Here is a 17,040-nt window from a genome sequence, read left to right as displayed (position 1 = left end):
GCGGCACGCCAGGCGCCTATCATCCGGCCCGGACATGGCCGGAGTGGGGTGGATGGGAACAACGATGCGGTGGCGGTCTCTGGGGCCGGTGCTCGTGGCGCATGCCGCGACCTGGCTGGCGATGGTCGGCTTCGCGCGGGGCGCGGGCCTGCCGGCGGGCGTGCCGCTGGCATTGCCGGGTGCGCACGCGCTGCCGCATGCGGCTGCGTTCAATCTGCTCGCGTTCGTGCTGCCCGGCCTCGCGCTGGCCGTCGTGGCGTGGCGGGCGCGCGCGCGCTGGTGGCCGGAGGCGGGCCTGGCCGTCGGCATCGCCCTGCGTCTGTGGCTGCTGGCAGCGCTGCTGTTCGCGCTGCAGGGTGCACTGCCGCTCGATGCCGGCGACCTCGACGGCGGCGGCAGCCGGGCGCACGCCAGCGCGTGGATGCTGTGGGCCCTGGCCTTCGGTGCCGGGGCGGCCCTGGCCGCCATCGCCATGCCGGGCGTGCGGCTGGTCTCGCTGTTGGCCGCGCTCGCGGTCGTGGCCGCACTGGCATCGCCGGCGGTCGCGGCCGCCGGTGCGGCCGACCGCGTGTTGCTGCTGGCCTGGTGCGGCTGGACGGCCTGGCTGGCGTGGCGGTTGCCGCGCCGGGGCGGCTGACTCAGTCGAGCGTGGCCGATGGCTCCGGCGCGCGGTACACGCGGCCGGCCTTCATCACGAAGTCGACCGCCAGCACCGCATTGATGTCGGCGACCGGGTCGCCCGGCATCGCGATGATGTCGGCGCGCCGCCCGGGCTCGACGATGCCCTGGTCGTCGACACCGAGCACGGTCGCGGCGTGCAGCGTCGCCGACTGCAATGCGTACGACGCCGGGATCCCGGCCTCGACCATGTAGATGAACTCACGCGCGTTGTCGCCGTGCGGGCCCACGCCCTGGTCGGTGCCGAAGGCGATCGGCACGCCGGCGCGATAGGCGCGCGCCGCGGTGTCCTGGATCTGCGCGCCGATCGTCGCCGCCTTCGGGCGCACGACCTCGGGAAAGTAGCCCGGTTCGCGCGCCTTGTCGGCGACGAAACGACCGGCGTAGATCGTCGGCACGTACCAGGTGCCGCGCTGCTTCATCAGCCGCATGACCTCCTCGTCCATATGGGTGCCGTGCTCGATGCTGGTCACCCCCGCCAGTACCGCGCGCTTCATGCCCTCGGTGCCGTGGGCATGCGCGGCGACGCGGTAGCCGTAGTCCTTGGCGGTGTCGACGACCGCCTGGACTTCGTCGACGGTGAACTGCGGCGCATCGCCCGACCTGGCGTAGCTGAGCACGCCACCGGTCGCGGTGATCTTGATCACGTCGCTGCCGTCCTTGTAGCGCTGGCGCACGGCCTGGCGGGCATCGTCGATCGAATTGATCACGCCTTCGGTCGGGCCCGGCGGGCCGAGCAGATGCGAGAGCATCGAGTTGTAGCCGTTGCTGGGATCGGCATGGCCGCCGGTGGTGGCGATCGACTTGCCGGCCGCGAAGATCCGCGGACCGCGCACCAGGCCCTGTTCGATCGCATCGCGCAGGTGCGGCGCGACTTCGCCCCCGAGATCGCGCACCGTGGTGAAGCCGGCGAGCAGGGTCTTTTCCGCGTAGCCGACCGAGCGGTAGGCGAAGTCGACCGGATCGAGGCGGAAGCCTTCCGAATAGCTCTGCGGGCCGGACTGCGAGTCCAGGTGTACGTGCAGGTCGGTCCAGCCGGGCATGCAGGTGCGCCCGGGGAGCGCGATCGTGCGCGCCTGGCCCGCCGGCGCCGCGTGACCGGCGGCGACCGATTCGATCCGGCCATCGGCGATCACGATCGTATGCGCGCCGAGCACGCGGCCGCTGCGCGCGTCGAACAGGCGTTCGCACTGCAGGGCTGTGCGGTCCTGCGCCTGCGCGGCGGGTGCGAGCAGGGCGACGGCGAGCAGGGCGAGCACCGGCGACGGTGCGGTGAAGCGGAAGCGGCTGGTCATGCGGCGGGCTCCGGGCGGCCAAGACAGGAAGCCGGATTGAAGCACGGCGGCAGGGCGCGTGCCCGCGCCGCGCTCAGTCGGTCTGCGAGGCGTGCAGCACCCGGTTGCGGCCTTCGGCCTTGGCGCGATAGAGCGTGGCGTCGGCGACCTGCAGCAGCAGCTCGGGCGTGGTGCCATTGGCGGGGAAGGTCGCGATGCCGATCGACAGCGTCACCGGGCCAAGGGTCTGGCCCATGTGCTGGACGCTGGAGATCTCGACCGCGCGGCGGATCTGCTCGGCGCGCAGGCGCGCATTCGCCGCGTCGAGCTCGGGCAGGACCACCGTGAACTCCTCGCCGCCGTAGCGGCAGGCGATGTCCTCGGTCCGCACGCCGGCCTGGATCAGCCGGCCGACCTGGCTGAGCACGGCGTCGCCGGCGGCATGGCCGTGAGTGTCGTTGAAGCGCTTGAAGTGATCGACGTCGAGCATCATCAGCGACAGCGGCAACTGGCGGCGCTCGCAACGTTGGAGCTCGCGCGCCAGGCTCACCTCGAGATAGCGGCGATTGAACAGCGAGGTCAGCGGATCGCGCAGCGACTGCGTGCGCAGGGTCTCGCGCAATTGCAGGTTGGCCAGCGCCAACGCCATCTGTTCCGACAACGAGGCCAGGATCGAGGCGTCGTTGTCGCTGCCCGACGGATCGCTGGCGGCGCTGACATGCAGCATGCCCAGCGACTGGCCCTGCGCGATCAGCGGCACGCACAGCGTCGACACGCCGTCCAGCGGCACGTCCCGGTCGATGTGCGCGCAGCGCAGCCCGCCGCTGCGGCCGCGCAGATAGTGCGGCTGGCCACGCCGCAGCGCCCAGCAATCGTCCTGGGTGACGGTGTCTTCGTGGCTGATCGGGTGCTCGCCGAAGGTGCCGGCGCTTTCGAGGAAGTTCTGCGACGGGCGTGCCAGGTAGCAGCGACCGCTGGCGCCGGGCACCAGCTCGACGACCGCACGTGTGGTCAGCGCGACGATCTCTTCGCGGCTCTGGCAGCTCTGCAGCATGCCCGCGTACTCGCTCTGGGTATGCCGCTGTTCCGACAGCGCGTGCAGGTCGCGCATCGCGTTGCGCGCGTCGCGCTCGAGCCGGCGGCTGCGCCGGTTCTCGCGCGACAGGCTCCACAGCATGAAGATCAGCAGGCCCAATGCGACGACGAACGCCAGCACGATGAACACCACCAGCAAGGTCGCGCGCTGCTGGCTGGTGACCTGGCGTTCGGCCAGCAGCCGGGCTTCCTCGTCCATCAGCTGCTGGCGCAATGCCGACATCGCCGTGGCGCGGCGGACGTTGTCGCTGATCCGCCGCTGGCGCTCGTCGTCGGGCAGCGCGGCCATCTGCACCGGATCAAGCAGGATCTCCATCGTGCTCAGATGCCGCTGCATGTCGGCGTCGAAGGTTCGCGCGAGCGCCTGCTGGGAGGGGTTGTCGGCGGTCAGTTCGATCAGCCGGCGGCTGTACTGGCCGGCGCGTGCCACCGCATCGCCGTACTCGGGACGGAAACTCTCGCGACCGGTCAGGCGGTAGCCGCGCGCCTTGGACTCGGCCTCGTGCAGCGCCGCTTCCGAGGCGATCAGCAGGTTGATCACCAGGTAACTGTGCTCCAGCGATCCGTTCGCCCGCTCCAGGCCGCGCACACCCACGATCGCCGCGGCGGCGGCGCCCACCAGCAGCACGAATGCCAGCAGGATCGCCGGCAGGCGCAGGGCTCGGGAGCGGGAGTGAGGTGATGTCCGAGACATCAGCCGAGTCTAGCAGCCCGTTCGGTCGTACCGGGCTCGCGTGGCGGACGCGGGGGCGCTGGGGTAGGCTTGCCGGCTGTCCTCTGCCGCCAGAACTGTCCGTGTCCAGCGATCCTGCCGCTCCGTCCGTCAACGCCTACCAGCCCACCCGCGTCGAGGCCGACGCCCAGCGGTTCTGGACCGACACCCGCGCCTTCGAGGTCGTCGAGCGCACCGACCGGCCCAAGTATTACTGCCTGTCGATGCTGCCGTACCCCTCCGGCGCGCTGCATATGGGCCATGTGCGCAACTACACGCTCAGCGACGTCATCAGCCGCTACCAGCGCATGACCGGCAAGAACGTGCTGCAGCCGATGGCCTGGGACGCGTTCGGCCTGCCGGCCGAGAACGCGGCGATCAAGAACGCGACGGCGCCGGCGAAGTGGACCTACGCCAACATCGACCACATGCGTGGCCAGCTGCAGGCGCTGGGTTACGCGATCGACTGGAGCCGCGAGTTCGCCACCTGCAGCCCGGATTACTACGTCCACGAGCAGCGCATGTTCGTGCGGCTGATGAAGAAGGGCCTGGCCTACCGCCGCAACGCAGTCGTCAACTGGGACCCGATCGATCAGACCGTGCTCGCCAACGAGCAGGTCATCGACGGCCGCGGATGGCGCTCGGGCGCGGTGGTGGAGAAGCGCGAGATCCCGCAGTGGTTCCTCAAGATCACCGACTACGCGCAGGAACTGCTCGATGGTCTGGACACGCTCGAGGGCTGGCCGGACTCGGTCAAGACCATGCAGCGCAACTGGATCGGTCGCAGCGAGGGTCTGGAGATCACCTTCGCGGTCGATGGCGAAGCGACCCCGCTGACCGTCTACACCACGCGCCCCGACACGCTGATGGGGGTCACCTTCCTCAGCATCGCCGGCGAGCATCCGCTGGCGCTCAAGGCCGCGCAGGACAACCCCGAACTGGCCGCGTTCCTCGCCGATCTGCGTCAGGGCGGCGTGTCGGAGGCCGAGCTCGAGGCCCAGGACAAGCGCGGCATGGCGACCGGCCTGTGGGCGATCCATCCGGTCACTGGCGAGGACGTGCCGATCTACGTCGCCAACTTCGTGCTGATGGGCTACGGCACTGGCGCGGTGATGGCGGTGCCCGCGCACGACCAGCGCGACTGGGAATTCGCCAAGGCCTACGGCCTGCCGGTGCGGCCGGTGATCGTGCCGCTGGCGGTGCGCGATGCGCTGCGCGAGGTGATCGGCGATGTCGCGCACGACGCCGACCCGTTCCAGGCGGCGCTGTCGGGCGGTTCGGTCGATGCCTACGACACCTCGGCCGCCGTCGCGGTGGTCCGTGATTACCTCGACGGCATCGAGCAGCGCGGCGCCTACACCGAGCGCGGCGTGCTGATCAATTCCGGACAATACGATGGGCTGGATTTCGACGGCGCGTTCAACGCGCTGGCCGCGTACCTGGGCGCACAGGGGCAGGGCGCACGCAAGGTCAACTTCCGGCTGCGCGACTGGGGCGTGAGCCGCCAGCGCTATTGGGGTTGCCCGATTCCGGTGATCTATTGCGAGGCCTGCGGCGCGGTGCCGGTGCCCGAGGACCAGTTGCCGGTCCTGCTGCCCGAGGATGTCGAGGACGCATTCGCCAACCCGGGCGTGGTGCAGTCGCCGATCAAGTCCGACCCGCAGTGGCGCAAGACCACCTGCCCGGACTGCGGCGGCCCGGCCGAACGCGAGACCGACACCTTCGATACGTTCATGGAATCGAGCTGGTACACCGCGCGCTACACCTCGCCCGGGGCCGCGGACATGGTCGACGAGCGCGCCAATTACTGGATGCCGGTCGACCAGTACATCGGTGGCATCGAGCACGCGATCCTGCATCTGCTGTACTTCCGCTTCTACCATCGCCTGATGCGCGACGCGGGCCTGGTGCAGGGCGACGAGCCGGTGCGCAACCTGCTGACCCAGGGCATGGTGATCGCCGAGACGTTCTATCGGGACCAGGACAACGGCGGCAAGGACTGGATCCATCCGGCCGAGGTCGAGGTCACCCGTGACGACAAGGGGCGCATCGTCGGCGCGGTGTCCAAGCGCGACGGCGCGCCGGTGCGGGTGGGCGGCGTGGAGAAGATGTCCAAGTCCAAGAACAACGGCATCGATCCGCAGTCGATGATCGACAAATACGGCGCCGACACCGTGCGCCTGTTCTCGATGTTCGCCGCCCCGCCCGAGCAGTCGCTGGAATGGAACGAGGCCGGCGTCGAGGGCATGGCGCGCTTCCTGCGCAGGCTGTGGACGCAGGTCCAGCGGCATGTCGAGGCCGGCCCGGCCGGCGCCTTCGACGTCGCCGCCGCGACCCCGGCGCAGCGGACGCTGCGCCGTCAGCTGCACGAGGCGATCCAGAAGGTCAGTGACGACTACGGCCGCCGCCACAGCTTCAACACCGCGATCGCCGCGGTGATGGAGCTGTTCAACCATGTGCAGAAGTTCGAGGCCGACGACGCCAACGCACGTGCGTTGCTGCAGGAGACGCTCTCGACGATCGTGCTGTTGCTCAACCCGATCACTCCGCACATCGCGCACGCGCTGTGGCAGCTGCTGGGCCATCCCGAGACCCTGCTCGAGGACCAGCCGTTCCCGCGTGCCGACCCTGCCGCGCTGGCGCGCGATGCGCTGACGCTGGCCGTCCAGGTCAACGGCAAGTTGCGCGGCACGATCGAGGTCGCCGCCGACGCCGCCAAGGACGCGGTCGAGGCCCTGGCCCTGGCCGAGCCGAACGTGGCGCGGTTCCTGGCCCAGATGACCGTACGCAAGGTCATCGTGGTGCCCGGCAAGATCGTCAATATCGTCGCCGCCTGAACCTGCCGGGGCGGCGCGTCCGCGCGCCGCTTGCCGGCCAACACCGCCTCGTCCAGACTCCGTCCATGAGCATCCTCCGCCCGGTTTCCCTCCGTCTGGCCGCTGCCGCCACGGTCCTTGCGCTGACCCTGTCGGCCTGCGGCTTCCATCTGCGCAACGCGCTGACGCTGCCGGCGGAGCTGGGGCCGGTGGATATCGTCTCGTCCGATCCCTACAGCCGGCTCGCGCGCTCGGTCGAGCGCGCGCTGGCCGCGGCCGGGGCGCAGATCGCCGAGCAGGACGCGGTCGATGTCGCCGTGCTCGACATCCGCTCCGAGCGCTGGGCCTCGCTGCCGGCGAGCCTCGATGCCCAGGGCCGCGCGCAGGAGTACACGCTGCGCTATGCGGTGGTGTTCTCGATGCGCGATGCCGACGGCCGCGACATCGTGCCCCAGCAGGCGATCGAGCTGGCGCGCGACTACCTGGCGCTGCCGACCGATTCGATCGGTGCCGATTCCGAGCGCGAGCTGCTGTCGCGCGAGCTCGAGCGCGAAATGACCGCCTCGATCATCCGCCGCATCGATGCGGTGTTCCGCAACCCGCAGGAACGCGAGCGCGGTTGATGGCGACAGTCCCGGCCAGCGGCGCGTCCTCGCCGTGGAGCTGACCCCCGAGCGCCTGCCTGCGCAATTGGCGCGCGAACCGCTGCGGCCGGCCTATCTGATTGCCGGGCCCGAGCCGCTGCGCGTGCTTGAGGCCGCCGACGCGGTGCGGGCTGCGGCGCGGGCCCAGGGCGTGTCCGAGCGCGAGGTGTTCGAGCCTGACGGCCGCGACGTGGACTGGAATGCGCTCGAGGCGACGTTCCGCGCGCCCAGCCTGTTCGCCAGCCGACGGCTGATCGAGTTGCGCCTGCCCACGACCAAGCCCGGCAAGGAGGGCGCGCAGGTCATCGCCGGCTTCTGCGCCGACCCGCCGGCCGATGTCACCTTGCTGATCACCGGCGGCGAGTGGAGCCGCCAGCACGGCGGCAAATGGAGTGAGGCGGTGGCCGCGGTCGGGCACCTGGTCGTCGCCTGGCAGGTCAAGCCGCACGAACTCGAAGGCTGGATGGAGGCGCGCCTGCGCAGTCGCGGCGTGCCTGCCGAGCGCGCCGCGGTGCAACTGCTGGCCGAGCGCGTCGACGGCAATCTGCTGGCCGCCGCGCAAGAGGTCGACAAGCTCGCGCTGCTGGCCGACGGTCAGCCGCTGGATGCGGCGCGGATGCAGGCGCTGGTCGCCGATGCCGCGCGCTACGACGTGTTCCGGCTGCTCGATGCGACGATGAACGGGCAGCCGGCGCAGGCTGCGCGGATGCTGGCGGGTCTGCGCGCCGAGGGTGCGGCGATTCCCGCGCTGATGGGCATGATCGTCATGGAACTCACGCGCGCGGCCAGCCTGGCGCAGGTCCAGGCACGCGGCGGCAACATGGCCGCCGAATTCAAGGCCCAGCGCATCTGGGACGCGCGCCAAGCCGGCTACCGACGTGCGCTGCAGCGGCACCCGGCCGCGCGCTGGGACCGCTTCGTCGCCGAGGCCGGCCGGATCGACCGGATCGCCAAGGGGCGCGGTCGGCCGGGGATCGACCCGGCCGACGCCTGGCTTGCGCTGGAGCGGCTGCTGATCGCGGTTGCCGACGCCAGGGCCGGCGCGCTGCTGGCGGCCTGATCCCGGCGATGCTCTATCTGGTCTACGGCGGCACCTTCGATCCGCTGCACTGCGGCCATCTGGCGATCGCACGGGCCGCGCGCGATGCGCTGGGCTGCACCGTCCGGCTGATGCCCGCTGCCGACCCGCCGCATCGCGCCCCGCCCGGCGCCGATGCCGCGCAGCGCGCGGCGATGATTGCGCTGGCGATCGACGGCGAGCCGGGCCTGTTGCTCGATCGCGAGGAACTGCGGCGTGGTGGCCGCAGCTACACCGTCGACACGCTCGCGGCGCTACGCGCACGCCTCGGCGAGGCCCGGCCGCTGGCGTGGCTGGTCGGCGCCGACAGCCTGCTCGGCCTGCCGCACTGGCATCGCTGGCAGGCACTGTTCGAGCTGGCGCATCTGGTGGTCGCCGAGCGTCCGGGCAGCGGCCTGGACGGCGCACTGGACCCGGCGCTGGCGGCCTGTCTGGTCGATCGCTGGACCGACGCGCCGGCCGCGCTGTCGGCGACCCCGGCCGGGCGCGTGCTGCGCTTGCGCCAGCCGCTGCATCCGGTCTCGGCCACGCAGGTCCGTGCGCAGGCGGCCGCTGGCGCGCCGCTGGCAGGGCTGGTGCCGGACGCGGTGGCCGCATTCATCGAGGAGAAGGGGCTGTACCGGCCGCGGGCGGGCGCTCCGCTATAATCGCTGCCGCACTTTTCGAGTCCCGATCCCTTGTCCGATACCGCCCACGTCATCAAGACCCGTCTGCCCGAGCCGCCGCCGCCGGCAGATGTCCTGCTCCGGACCGCGCTCGACGCGGTCGATCATCTCAAGGCCGTCGACGTCGTCGATATCGACGTGCGCGGCCGCAGCAGCGTCTGCGACTTCATGGTCGTTGCCTCCGGGACCTCCAGCCGCCACGTGAAGTCGATCGCCGACGAGGTCGTCAAACGCGCCAAGCAGCTCGACTGCCAGCCGCTCGGCGTCGAGGGCGAGCGCGAGGCCGAGTGGGTGCTCGTGGACCTGGGCGACGTGGTCGTGCACGTCATGCTGCCGCGCGTGCGCGAGTTCTACGCGCTCGAACGCCTGTGGACGGTCGGCGACCAGCCGCCGGGCGCCGGCGAGCCGCGCAGCGACGGGTGAAGCGGCAGCCGGCCCCGGCCGATGCCCGTCCGCCGCGCGTGACCGCATGAAGGCCCGGCTGGTCGCGGTCGGCGAGCGCGCCCCCGCCTGGGTGGCCGATGGCTTCGGCGAGTACCGCAAGCGCCTGTCGCACTGGTTGCCGCTGGACCTGGTGGAGGTCGAGCCGGGCCTGCGTGGCAAGGGACGCGACACCGCGCGTGCAATGGCCGACGAGGGCGCGCGCGTGCTCGCCGCGCTGCCACGCAATGCCCTGGTGGTGGCACTCGATGGCCGCGGCCGCATGCATTCGTCCGAGGATCTCGCGCAGCGGCTGGAACACTGGCGCGCGCAGGGGCGGGATCTGGCGTTCCTGATCGGCGGACCCGAAGGCCACGCCGACGCCGTGCTGGCGCGCGCCGATGAGCGCTGGTCGCTCGGCCCGCTGACGCTGCCGCACATGCTGGTGCGGCTGGTGCTGGCCGAACAGCTCTATCGGGCCGCGGCGATGCTGGCCAATCATCCCTACCACCGCGCCTGAGGCAGGGGCCCGCGACGGCGGGCGCTCGCGTGCGTGGGCGGCTGCGCTACACGCGCTACAGCCGCGCGTCGACCTCGTCGGCCGGCAGGATCGCCTTGACGTCGAACAGCACCGCGCCGGGCTTGCCGTAGGCGCGGATCCCGGCGCTGCCGAGCTCGCGGAACTGGGTATGCGCGACCGCCAGCACGATGGCGTCGTAGGCGCCCGCTTCGGGGGTCGCGACCGGGCGCAGCCCGTATTCGTGCTCGGCGTAGGCCGGCGCCACCCAGGGATCGTGCACGTCCACCTCGACGCCGTAGCTGCGCAGCTCGGCGACCACGTCGACGACGCGTGTGTTGCGCAGGTCCGGGCAGTTCTCCTTGAACGCCAGGCCCAGCACCAACACGCGTGCGCCGGCGGTCTGGATACCGCGCTGCTGCATCAGCTTCACCAGCCGCTGGGCCACGTGCAGACCCATGCTGTCGTTGATGCGGCGCCCGGCCAGGATGACCTCCGGGTGGTAGCCGATCTGCTGGGCCTTGTGGGTGAGGTAGTAGGGATCGACGCCGATGCAGTGGCCGCCGACCAGGCCGGGCCGGAACGGCAGGAAGTTCCACTTCGTACCGGCCGCTTCGAGCACCTCGTGGGTGTCGATGCCGAGCCGTTCGAAGATCAGCGCCAGTTCGTTGACCAGTGCGATGTTGACGTCGCGCTGGGTGTTCTCGATGACCTTCGCGGCCTCGGCCACGCGGATGCTCGAGACCCGGTGCGTGCCGGCCGCGACGATGTCGCGGTAGAGCGCATCGACGAAGTCGGCCGCGGCCGGGGAGGAGCCGGCAGTGACCTTCAGCGTGTTCTCCAGGCGGTGCAGCTTGTCGCCCGGGTTGATCCGCTCGGGGCTGTAGCCGACATGGAAATCGTCGCGGTAGCGCAGGCCCGAGGCCTGTTCGAGGATCGGCACGCAGACCTCCTCGGTCGCGCCCGGATACACCGTGGATTCGTAGATCACCACATCGCCCGCCGCGAGCGTGGCACCGACCGCGCGGCTCGCGCGCTCCAGCGCCGACAGATCCGGGCGGCGGTAGTCGTCGACCGGTGTCGGCACCGTGATCACGTGCACGTTGCAGCGCGCGAGCGCTGCCGGGTCGGCGCTGTAGTGCAGATGGGTCGCCGCGCGCAGTTCGTCTTCCGACAGTTCGCGGGTATGGTCGTGGCCGGCCTGCAACTGCTCGATGCGTGCCTGGTCGATATCGAAGCCCAGCGTGGGGTGGCGCCGCCCGAACGCGACCGCGAGCGGCAGGCCGACGTATCCCAGGCCGACGACGGAAATGCGGATGTCGTCGCGTGCGGGCAGCGTTGCGCTCATGGGGGAAGGCGTTCGGACAAGAGGACGGCGCAGTTTAGCGCAGCGCTCCGGGGCGACCGGGTCAGCGCTGCGCGAGCCAGTCGGCGATCGTGTCGGGCTGCCGCATCCAGGCGAAATGGTCGGCGGCAATGCCCAGGGCCTGGGCATCGAAGCTCGCGATCGTCGGCGCTGGCGTGGCGAGCTTGCCGAGCAGGTAGCGCAGCGAGGAGGCCGGCGCCATCCAGTCGTCGGCGAGCACGGCGGCCGCGACCGGGACGTCGACCCGGTGCAGTGCGGTGTCCAGGTCCAGATCGAGGCCGGCGGCGCGATAACGGCCCGACAGCCCGCTGCGCGTCCAGTCGGCGACGACGCCACGGGCTTCGTTGCCGCCGAAGCCGAGCCGGCGACCGGGCAGTGCGCCGTTGACCCGCGACAGCCAGGCCATGAACCGGTACAGCACCGGCAGTGCGAGCGCGCGCGGCCCGGAAAACGCGCGCCAGTACGGCGCGCCGCTGGCGACCAGCCACAGCGCCTGCGCCGCCTCGGGGCGGCAGGCCAGATGGCAGCAAGCGAGTTGGCCGCCGAGGCTGTGGCCGCCGACGATGCGGTCGGCGTCGGGCACGGCCGTGCGCATCGCCGCCTCGCTGCAGGCGATGTCGCCGAGCAGCTCGCGATACCCCCAATCGACATGGCGCCCGGCGCGCAGCGCGCTCGAGCCGATGCCGCGCCATTCGTGCAGGAACACGGCGATGCCCTGGCTGGCCAGGCGTTCGGCGAACGGCTGGTAGTGCCGCGCCGCCACGCCCAGCGCGGGCAGCCAGAGCAGGCTGCGTCGTGGCGCCGCCGGCACGCGCGCGATCAGTTCGTAGCGGTGACCGTCGCCTGCGACCAGGGCCAGTGGCGGCGACGGCGTGCTCATCGGGCGATCGGCCCCAGGTGGCCAAGCACGCTGACCGCACTGCGTCCTGGTCGGTAGGCGTCGCGCATCGTTGCGTGCACGTAGTCGATGCCCTGGCGGCAGGCATCCGCCGGCGACGCCCCCAGCGCCAGCTGCGCGGCGATCGCTGACGACAGCGTGCAGCCGGTGCCGTGGCCGTCGATCGCCAACCGCGGCGCATCGTGTTCGAACTGCACCTGCGCATCGGCGTAGCGGTCCACCACGCGGTCGCCTTCGTCGAGGTGGCCGCCCTTGAGCAGCACGCCGCGCGCACCGAGCGCGCGCAGCTCGCCCAGTGCGGTACGGGCGCGGCCGGCGTCGACGATCGGGGTGCCGAGCAGCAGTTCCGCTTCGGGGATGTTGGGGGTGAGCACGGTCGCACGCGGCAGCAGCCGGGCGCGCAGCGCTTCGAGCGCGTCGTCGTCGAGCAGCTTGGCACCCGAGGTCGCGATCATCACCGGGTCGAGCACCACCGGCACGTGCGGATGCGCGGCGAGCGCGTCGGCCACCGCGACCACGATTGACGCGGTCGCGAGCATGCCGATCTTGACCGCACGCACGTCGAAGTCGTCGAAGCAGGCGTCGATCTGCGCCTGCAGGAACGCCACCGGTGGTGCGTGCACCGCACTCACCCCGCGGGTGTGCTGCGCGGTCAGTGCGGCGATCGCCGACAGGCCGTGCACACGATGCGCGGCGAAGGTCTTCAGGTCGGCCTGGATACCCGCACCGCCGCCCGAGTCGGAGCCGGCGATGGTGAGTGCGGAAGGGGGGCGAGGGGTGTCGGACATGGCGCTATTCTGCCGCAACGCCCGGCGCCCACGTGCCGGCGTCAGGGAACGCGGCGTGCCTCGCGTACCAGCGTCCAGTGCCGATAGCCCGCATAGCCCAGGCCGGTCAGGCCGGTCAGCGCGGCCGGGATCAACAGCGCGTGGTAATGCAGCGCCCGGAACAGCCAGGTGCCGAGCACGCCGCCGCCGAGGAACCCGGTGATGATCAGGCCGCTGAGCGTGAGCCGACGCATCGGCAGCGGCTTGCCGCGGATCAGATGGCCCAGGCCGATCCCTAAGTCGGTGAACATGCCGCTGAGGTGGGTCGTGCGCACGATCGCGCCGCTGTAGGTGGTCACCATCGCGTTCTGCAGGCCGCAGGCCATCGCCGCCAGCAGTGCGCCGTTGAGCGGCTGGGACGAAAACAGCGGGACCGCGGCCAGCAGCAGCGCCGATTCGAGCGCGAGCGCCGCGCCGTAGCGCCGGCCCAGGCGCAGCGCGCTGTCCTGGATGATCAGGCCACTGAGCATCGCGCCAAGGCTGAAGGCGATCAGGATCGCCCACAGATGGCGCACCGAGCGCCAGTCGCCGTCGGCAAGCGCGGCGCCGAGCAGGCTGGTGGTGCCGGTCAGGTGGCTGACCGCCAGATGCTCGAAGCCCAGGTAGCCGGTCACATTGACCATGCCGGCAATGCACGCCAGCGTCACCGCACCCACCCAGACCCAGCGTGGCAGTTGCATCCCCATCGCCTCAGCGCACCGCCCGCAGTCGCCGCGCCGTGCTCATGCCGGATCCTTGAGCCGCACGCCGCGGCCACGTCCATGGCTGGGACGGTCGTTGCCGATCAACTCGACGCCTGCCGCCTCCAGCGCGTCGACGATCTTGGTCAGCGTCGCGATCGAGCCGCGCACGTCACCGGCGCTGGCCTCCATGCGCTGGATCGTCGGCAGCGAGACCCCCGACAGCGCCGCCAGCGCGCGCTGGTCGAGCCCGAGCAACGCGCGTGCGGCGCGCAACTGGGTGGCGGAGATCACGGGGACGGCCCTGCGCACATGCGGTGCATGTTGCATCGCAGCGAATGCCGATGCAAGTCGGAGCAGTTCAAATCGATGGCTGATGCATCATTTTGGCCGGCACAGCCTTAGGCGACGCGCCAGTGCGGCGAGCCGCGCTGCCGCGCCGGCCGACACCCGCATGCGCGGGTGCCGGCGTCGTGCCGGCTGCGGTCGATCAGCAGATGACGGCCTGCACCGGGCTCAGAGCACCTCGGACGCGAAGTCGGCCAGACGCGAGCGCTCGCCACGGCGCAGGGTGATGTGCGCGCTGTGCGCCCACTGCTTGAAACGGTCCACCGCGTAGGTCAGGCCCGAGGTCGTCTCGGTCAGGTAGGGCGTATCGATCTGCTCGACGTTGCCCAGGCACACGATCTTGGTGCCCGGGCCGGCGCGGGTGATCAGCGTCTTCATCTGCTTGGGCGTGAGGTTCTGCGCCTCGTCCAGAATCAGATAGCGGCTGAGGAAGGTGCGTCCGCGCATGAAGTTCAGCGAGCGGATCTTGATCCGCGACGCCAGCAGGTCGTTGGTGGCCGCGCGCCCCCAACTGCCGCCGTCCTGGTTGTGCGTCAGCACCTCGAGATTGTCGGTCAGCGCGCCCATCCAGGGCGTCATCTTCTCCTCCTCGGTGCCGGGTAGAAAGCCGATGTCCTCGCCGACGCTGACCGTCGCGCGGGTCATGATGATTTCGCGATAGCGCTGCTGGTCCATCGTCTGCGCCAGTCCCGCCGCCAGTGCGAGCAGGGTCTTGCCGGTGCCCGCAGTGCCCAGCAGGGTGACGAAGTCGACGTCCGGATCCATCAGCGCATTGAGTGCGAAGTTCTGCTCGCGGTTGCGCGCCAGGATGCCCCAGACCGCATGCTGGTTATGGCGGAAATCGTCGACGATCTGCAGCGTCGCGCGGCCGTTCTCGACCGCCACGACCCGGAACTCCGACTCCTCGTCGCCGGGCAGGTACAAAAACTGGTTGGGATACCAGCCGTCCTCTTCGTCGGCGGCGAGTTCGTAGAACGTGCGGCCCTTGTCGGTCCACGAGCGCAGGTCCTTGCCGTGCCGGGTCCAGAAGTCCTCCGGCAATGCGGTCGCGCCGGTGTAGAGCAGACTGAAATCGTCGAGCGCGCGATCGTTTTCGTAATCCTCGTTGGCGATGCCGGCGATCGCGGCCTTGATCCGCAGATTGATGTCCTTGGAAATGAACACCACCGTGCCGTCGGGCTCGTCGCGCTGGAGCGCGAGGATCGCGCCGAGAATGCGGTTGTCGGGCGCGACCGCACCGAACGAGGTCTTGTCCTCCTTGGGCACCGTGGTCTGGAAGCGCAGGTGGCCGACACTGGCGGCGCCGCGCAGTTGCAGGCCCTGCGGGCGGGCGAGCGGCAAGCCCGAGGCGATGCGCTCGCTGCCCGAGGCTTCGATCAGTTCGTTGATGAACCGGCTGACCTGCCGGGCATTGCGGCTCGATTCGCTGGTGCCCTTCTTGGCGTTGTCGAGCTCCTCGATCACCTGCATCGGCAGGTAGACATCGTGCTCCTCGAACTTGAACAGCGCCGTGGGGTCGTGCATCAACACGTTGGTGTCGAGGACGTAGACACGCTTGCCTTGGGTCATCATCGTGGTCGCGGCGCTCCGTGGCGGGACGGTGAGGGAGACAGGATCGAGGCCAGCATCCGCGCCGGCGGTCGAGAACGGGTGAGGCCGGCCATCCGGCCGGTGTCGAGCGCGCACGGCAGCGCTGCCATGGCCCGGAATCCGGGATGGCGGCCGCCGGGGCGGGCGAGGGCGATCACCGGGACTGCGCGGCCTGCAGCGCGTCGAACACCGCCTGGGCGTGGCCGGCAACGCGGACCTTGCGCCACTGGGCTGCGATGCAGCCCGACGGGTCGATCAGGAACGTGCTGCGCTCGATGCCCAGCACCTTGCGGCCGTACATGGTCTTTTCGCGGATGACATCGAACGCGCGGCACAGCGCCTCGTCGGCATCGCTGACCAGCGGGAAGGCGAAGCCCTGCTTGGCGCAGAAGTTGTCGTGCGCGCGCACCGAATCGCGCGACACACCGAGCACGTCGGCGCCCAGCGCGCGCAGGCGCGGCAGCAGCGCATTGAAATCCAGGCCCTCGGTCGTGCAGCCGGGCGTGGCGTCCTTGGGGTAGAAGTACAACACCAGCCAGCGACCCGCATAGGCGGCAAGCGTGGTGGTCGTGCCGCCGGACAGGGCCAGCGGCAGTTGCAACGTCGAGGCGGCGAGGGGCGTGGCGCTCATCGAACAGTCGGCCGTTCCATGCCGGTGGCGTTGCGCATCACGATGCGGCAAGCCGATGCGGGAGGCAAGCGGTGCGCCATCGGCATCAGAACTTCATCGGGTCCATGATGGCGTCGAGATTGAGATGGTCGCAGAACTCGAGGAAATCGTCGCGCAATGCGGCGATGTGCATGTTCGACGGAATGCCGATGGTGACCTGGGCCGAGAACATGTCCGCACCGGTCTGCATCGCGCGATAGCGCGAGGAGTGCAGGCTCTCGATCGTGATGCCCTGGCGGTCGAAGAAGTCCGCCAACTGGTACAGGATGCCCGGCTTGTCGGCTGCGACGACTTCCACCACGTAGGGCAGCAGGTTCGACTGCACCGGCTTGGGGCCGGTGCGGTACCAGATCAGCTTCAGGCCTTCCTCGCGCTCCAGGCGCGTGAGCATCGCCTCGAGCTTGGCGACGGCGTCCCAGGGGCCATTGGCCAGTGCGGTGACCGACACATCGCGGCCCACGGTGGACAGGCGGGTGTCGACGAGGTTGCAGCCGCTGTCTGCGATCCGGCGCGACACCGACAGCAGCGGCGAGGCCGGATGCGTGGTGTAGGCGTTGATGAGCAGGTAGTTCTCGTTCGGCGCAGGCCGTGAAGCGGTATCGGAATCAGTCAAGGCGGCGTCCGCGGCGGGAATCTGGTCGACGGCAAGCGCGTCGGGGGCGACTGGAGGGTGAACGGCGACCCGGCCGGGGCCGGTGCTGCGGTCAGCATACTTGCCCGCGCTTCGCGGCCGCAAGTAACATCGGCCGGCATTTTCCCCGT

At 70.6% G+C, this 17,040-nt stretch carries 17 protein-coding genes; 7 read left to right on the top strand and 10 right to left on the bottom strand.

Annotated elements, in window-relative coordinates; genetic code table 11:
• Positions 1–64: 64 nt before the first annotated feature.
• On the top strand, positions 65–637 hold the full coding sequence (locus tag FHW73_RS07630; RefSeq protein ID WP_183426117.1) for a DUF998 domain-containing protein: 573 nt from the start codon (positions 65–67) through the stop codon (positions 635–637).
• Position 638: 1 nt separating this feature from the next.
• Here the strand turns inward: FHW73_RS07630 and FHW73_RS07625 are convergent, their stop codons facing one another.
• The gene (locus FHW73_RS07625; RefSeq protein ID WP_183426116.1) at positions 639–1,973 is read right to left on the bottom strand and encodes an amidohydrolase family protein; all 1,335 of its coding nucleotides are present in this window, start codon (positions 1,971–1,973) and stop codon (positions 639–641) included.
• A 73-nt stretch (positions 1,974–2,046) separates the two neighbouring features.
• The gene (locus FHW73_RS07620) at positions 2,047–3,741 is read right to left on the bottom strand and encodes a diguanylate cyclase (RefSeq protein WP_183426115.1); all 1,695 of its coding nucleotides are present in this window, start codon (positions 3,739–3,741) and stop codon (positions 2,047–2,049) included.
• A 101-nt stretch (positions 3,742–3,842) separates the two neighbouring features.
• Here FHW73_RS07620 and leuS point away from each other — a divergent pair, with 101 nt between their 5' ends.
• The 6 genes from leuS to rlmH all read left to right on the top strand — a co-directional run bounded on the left by leuS (position 3,843) and on the right by rlmH (position 9,902).
• The gene (gene leuS / locus FHW73_RS07615; RefSeq protein ID WP_345776161.1) at positions 3,843–6,596 is read left to right on the top strand and encodes a leucine--tRNA ligase; all 2,754 of its coding nucleotides are present in this window, start codon (positions 3,843–3,845) and stop codon (positions 6,594–6,596) included.
• A gap of 65 nt (positions 6,597–6,661) precedes the next feature.
• The gene (lptE, locus tag FHW73_RS07610; protein WP_183426113.1) at positions 6,662–7,198 is read left to right on the top strand and encodes an LPS assembly lipoprotein LptE; all 537 of its coding nucleotides are present in this window, start codon (positions 6,662–6,664) and stop codon (positions 7,196–7,198) included.
• A 34-nt stretch (positions 7,199–7,232) separates the two neighbouring features.
• A complete protein-coding gene (gene holA, locus FHW73_RS07605; protein WP_183426112.1) occupies positions 7,233–8,279 on the top strand; it encodes a DNA polymerase III subunit delta in 1,047 nt (348 codons plus the stop codon).
• Positions 8,280–8,287: 8 nt separating this feature from the next.
• Positions 8,288–8,944 (top strand): nicotinate-nucleotide adenylyltransferase, encoded by a 657-nt coding sequence (nadD, locus tag FHW73_RS07600; RefSeq protein WP_183426111.1) that lies wholly within the window; start codon positions 8,288–8,290, stop codon positions 8,942–8,944.
• A gap of 30 nt (positions 8,945–8,974) precedes the next feature.
• The gene (gene rsfS, locus FHW73_RS07595; protein WP_047136056.1) at positions 8,975–9,385 is read left to right on the top strand and encodes a ribosome silencing factor; all 411 of its coding nucleotides are present in this window, start codon (positions 8,975–8,977) and stop codon (positions 9,383–9,385) included.
• A 46-nt stretch (positions 9,386–9,431) separates the two neighbouring features.
• A complete protein-coding gene (rlmH, locus tag FHW73_RS07590) occupies positions 9,432–9,902 on the top strand; it encodes a 23S rRNA (pseudouridine(1915)-N(3))-methyltransferase RlmH (RefSeq protein WP_183426110.1) in 471 nt (156 codons plus the stop codon).
• Between the two features lie 55 nt (positions 9,903–9,957).
• Here the strand turns inward: rlmH and FHW73_RS07585 are convergent, their stop codons facing one another.
• From FHW73_RS07585 to FHW73_RS07550, 8 genes are all read right to left on the bottom strand, one after another.
• On the bottom strand, positions 9,958–11,247 hold the full coding sequence (locus tag FHW73_RS07585; RefSeq protein WP_305067765.1) for a nucleotide sugar dehydrogenase: 1,290 nt from the start codon (positions 11,245–11,247) through the stop codon (positions 9,958–9,960).
• 61 nt (positions 11,248–11,308) lie between these two features.
• The gene (locus FHW73_RS07580) at positions 11,309–12,145 is read right to left on the bottom strand and encodes an alpha/beta hydrolase (RefSeq protein ID WP_183426109.1); all 837 of its coding nucleotides are present in this window, start codon (positions 12,143–12,145) and stop codon (positions 11,309–11,311) included.
• Positions 12,142–12,951, bottom strand: coding sequence for a bifunctional hydroxymethylpyrimidine kinase/phosphomethylpyrimidine kinase (gene thiD, locus FHW73_RS07575; protein WP_183426108.1), 810 nt, complete (start codon positions 12,949–12,951; stop codon positions 12,142–12,144). The genes FHW73_RS07580 and thiD overlap by 4 nt, the downstream gene beginning before the upstream one ends.
• A 41-nt stretch (positions 12,952–12,992) precedes the next feature.
• Positions 12,993–13,676: a YoaK family protein gene (locus FHW73_RS07570; protein ID WP_183426107.1), complete on the bottom strand. Its 684-nt coding sequence runs from the start codon at positions 13,674–13,676 to the stop codon at positions 12,993–12,995.
• Positions 13,677–13,712: 36 nt separating this feature from the next.
• Positions 13,713–13,964, bottom strand: coding sequence for a helix-turn-helix transcriptional regulator (locus FHW73_RS07565; protein ID WP_183426106.1), 252 nt, complete (start codon positions 13,962–13,964; stop codon positions 13,713–13,715).
• Between the two features lie 222 nt (positions 13,965–14,186).
• Entirely contained in the window at positions 14,187–15,587 is a 1,401-nt protein-coding gene (locus tag FHW73_RS07560; RefSeq protein WP_183426268.1) for a PhoH family protein, read from the bottom strand.
• 175 nt (positions 15,588–15,762) lie between these two features.
• A complete protein-coding gene (locus tag FHW73_RS07555) occupies positions 15,763–16,239 on the bottom strand; it encodes a peroxiredoxin (protein ID WP_183426105.1) in 477 nt (158 codons plus the stop codon).
• Between the two features lie 85 nt (positions 16,240–16,324).
• A complete protein-coding gene (locus FHW73_RS07550; RefSeq protein WP_183426267.1) occupies positions 16,325–16,912 on the bottom strand; it encodes a glycine cleavage system protein R in 588 nt (195 codons plus the stop codon).
• Positions 16,913–17,040 lie beyond the last annotated feature (128 nt).

This window comes from Luteimonas sp. RC10 (assembly GCF_014192745.1).
GTDB lineage: Bacteria > Pseudomonadota > Gammaproteobacteria > Xanthomonadales > Xanthomonadaceae > Luteimonas.
This window is presented reverse-complemented; position numbering and strand designations above follow the sequence as displayed.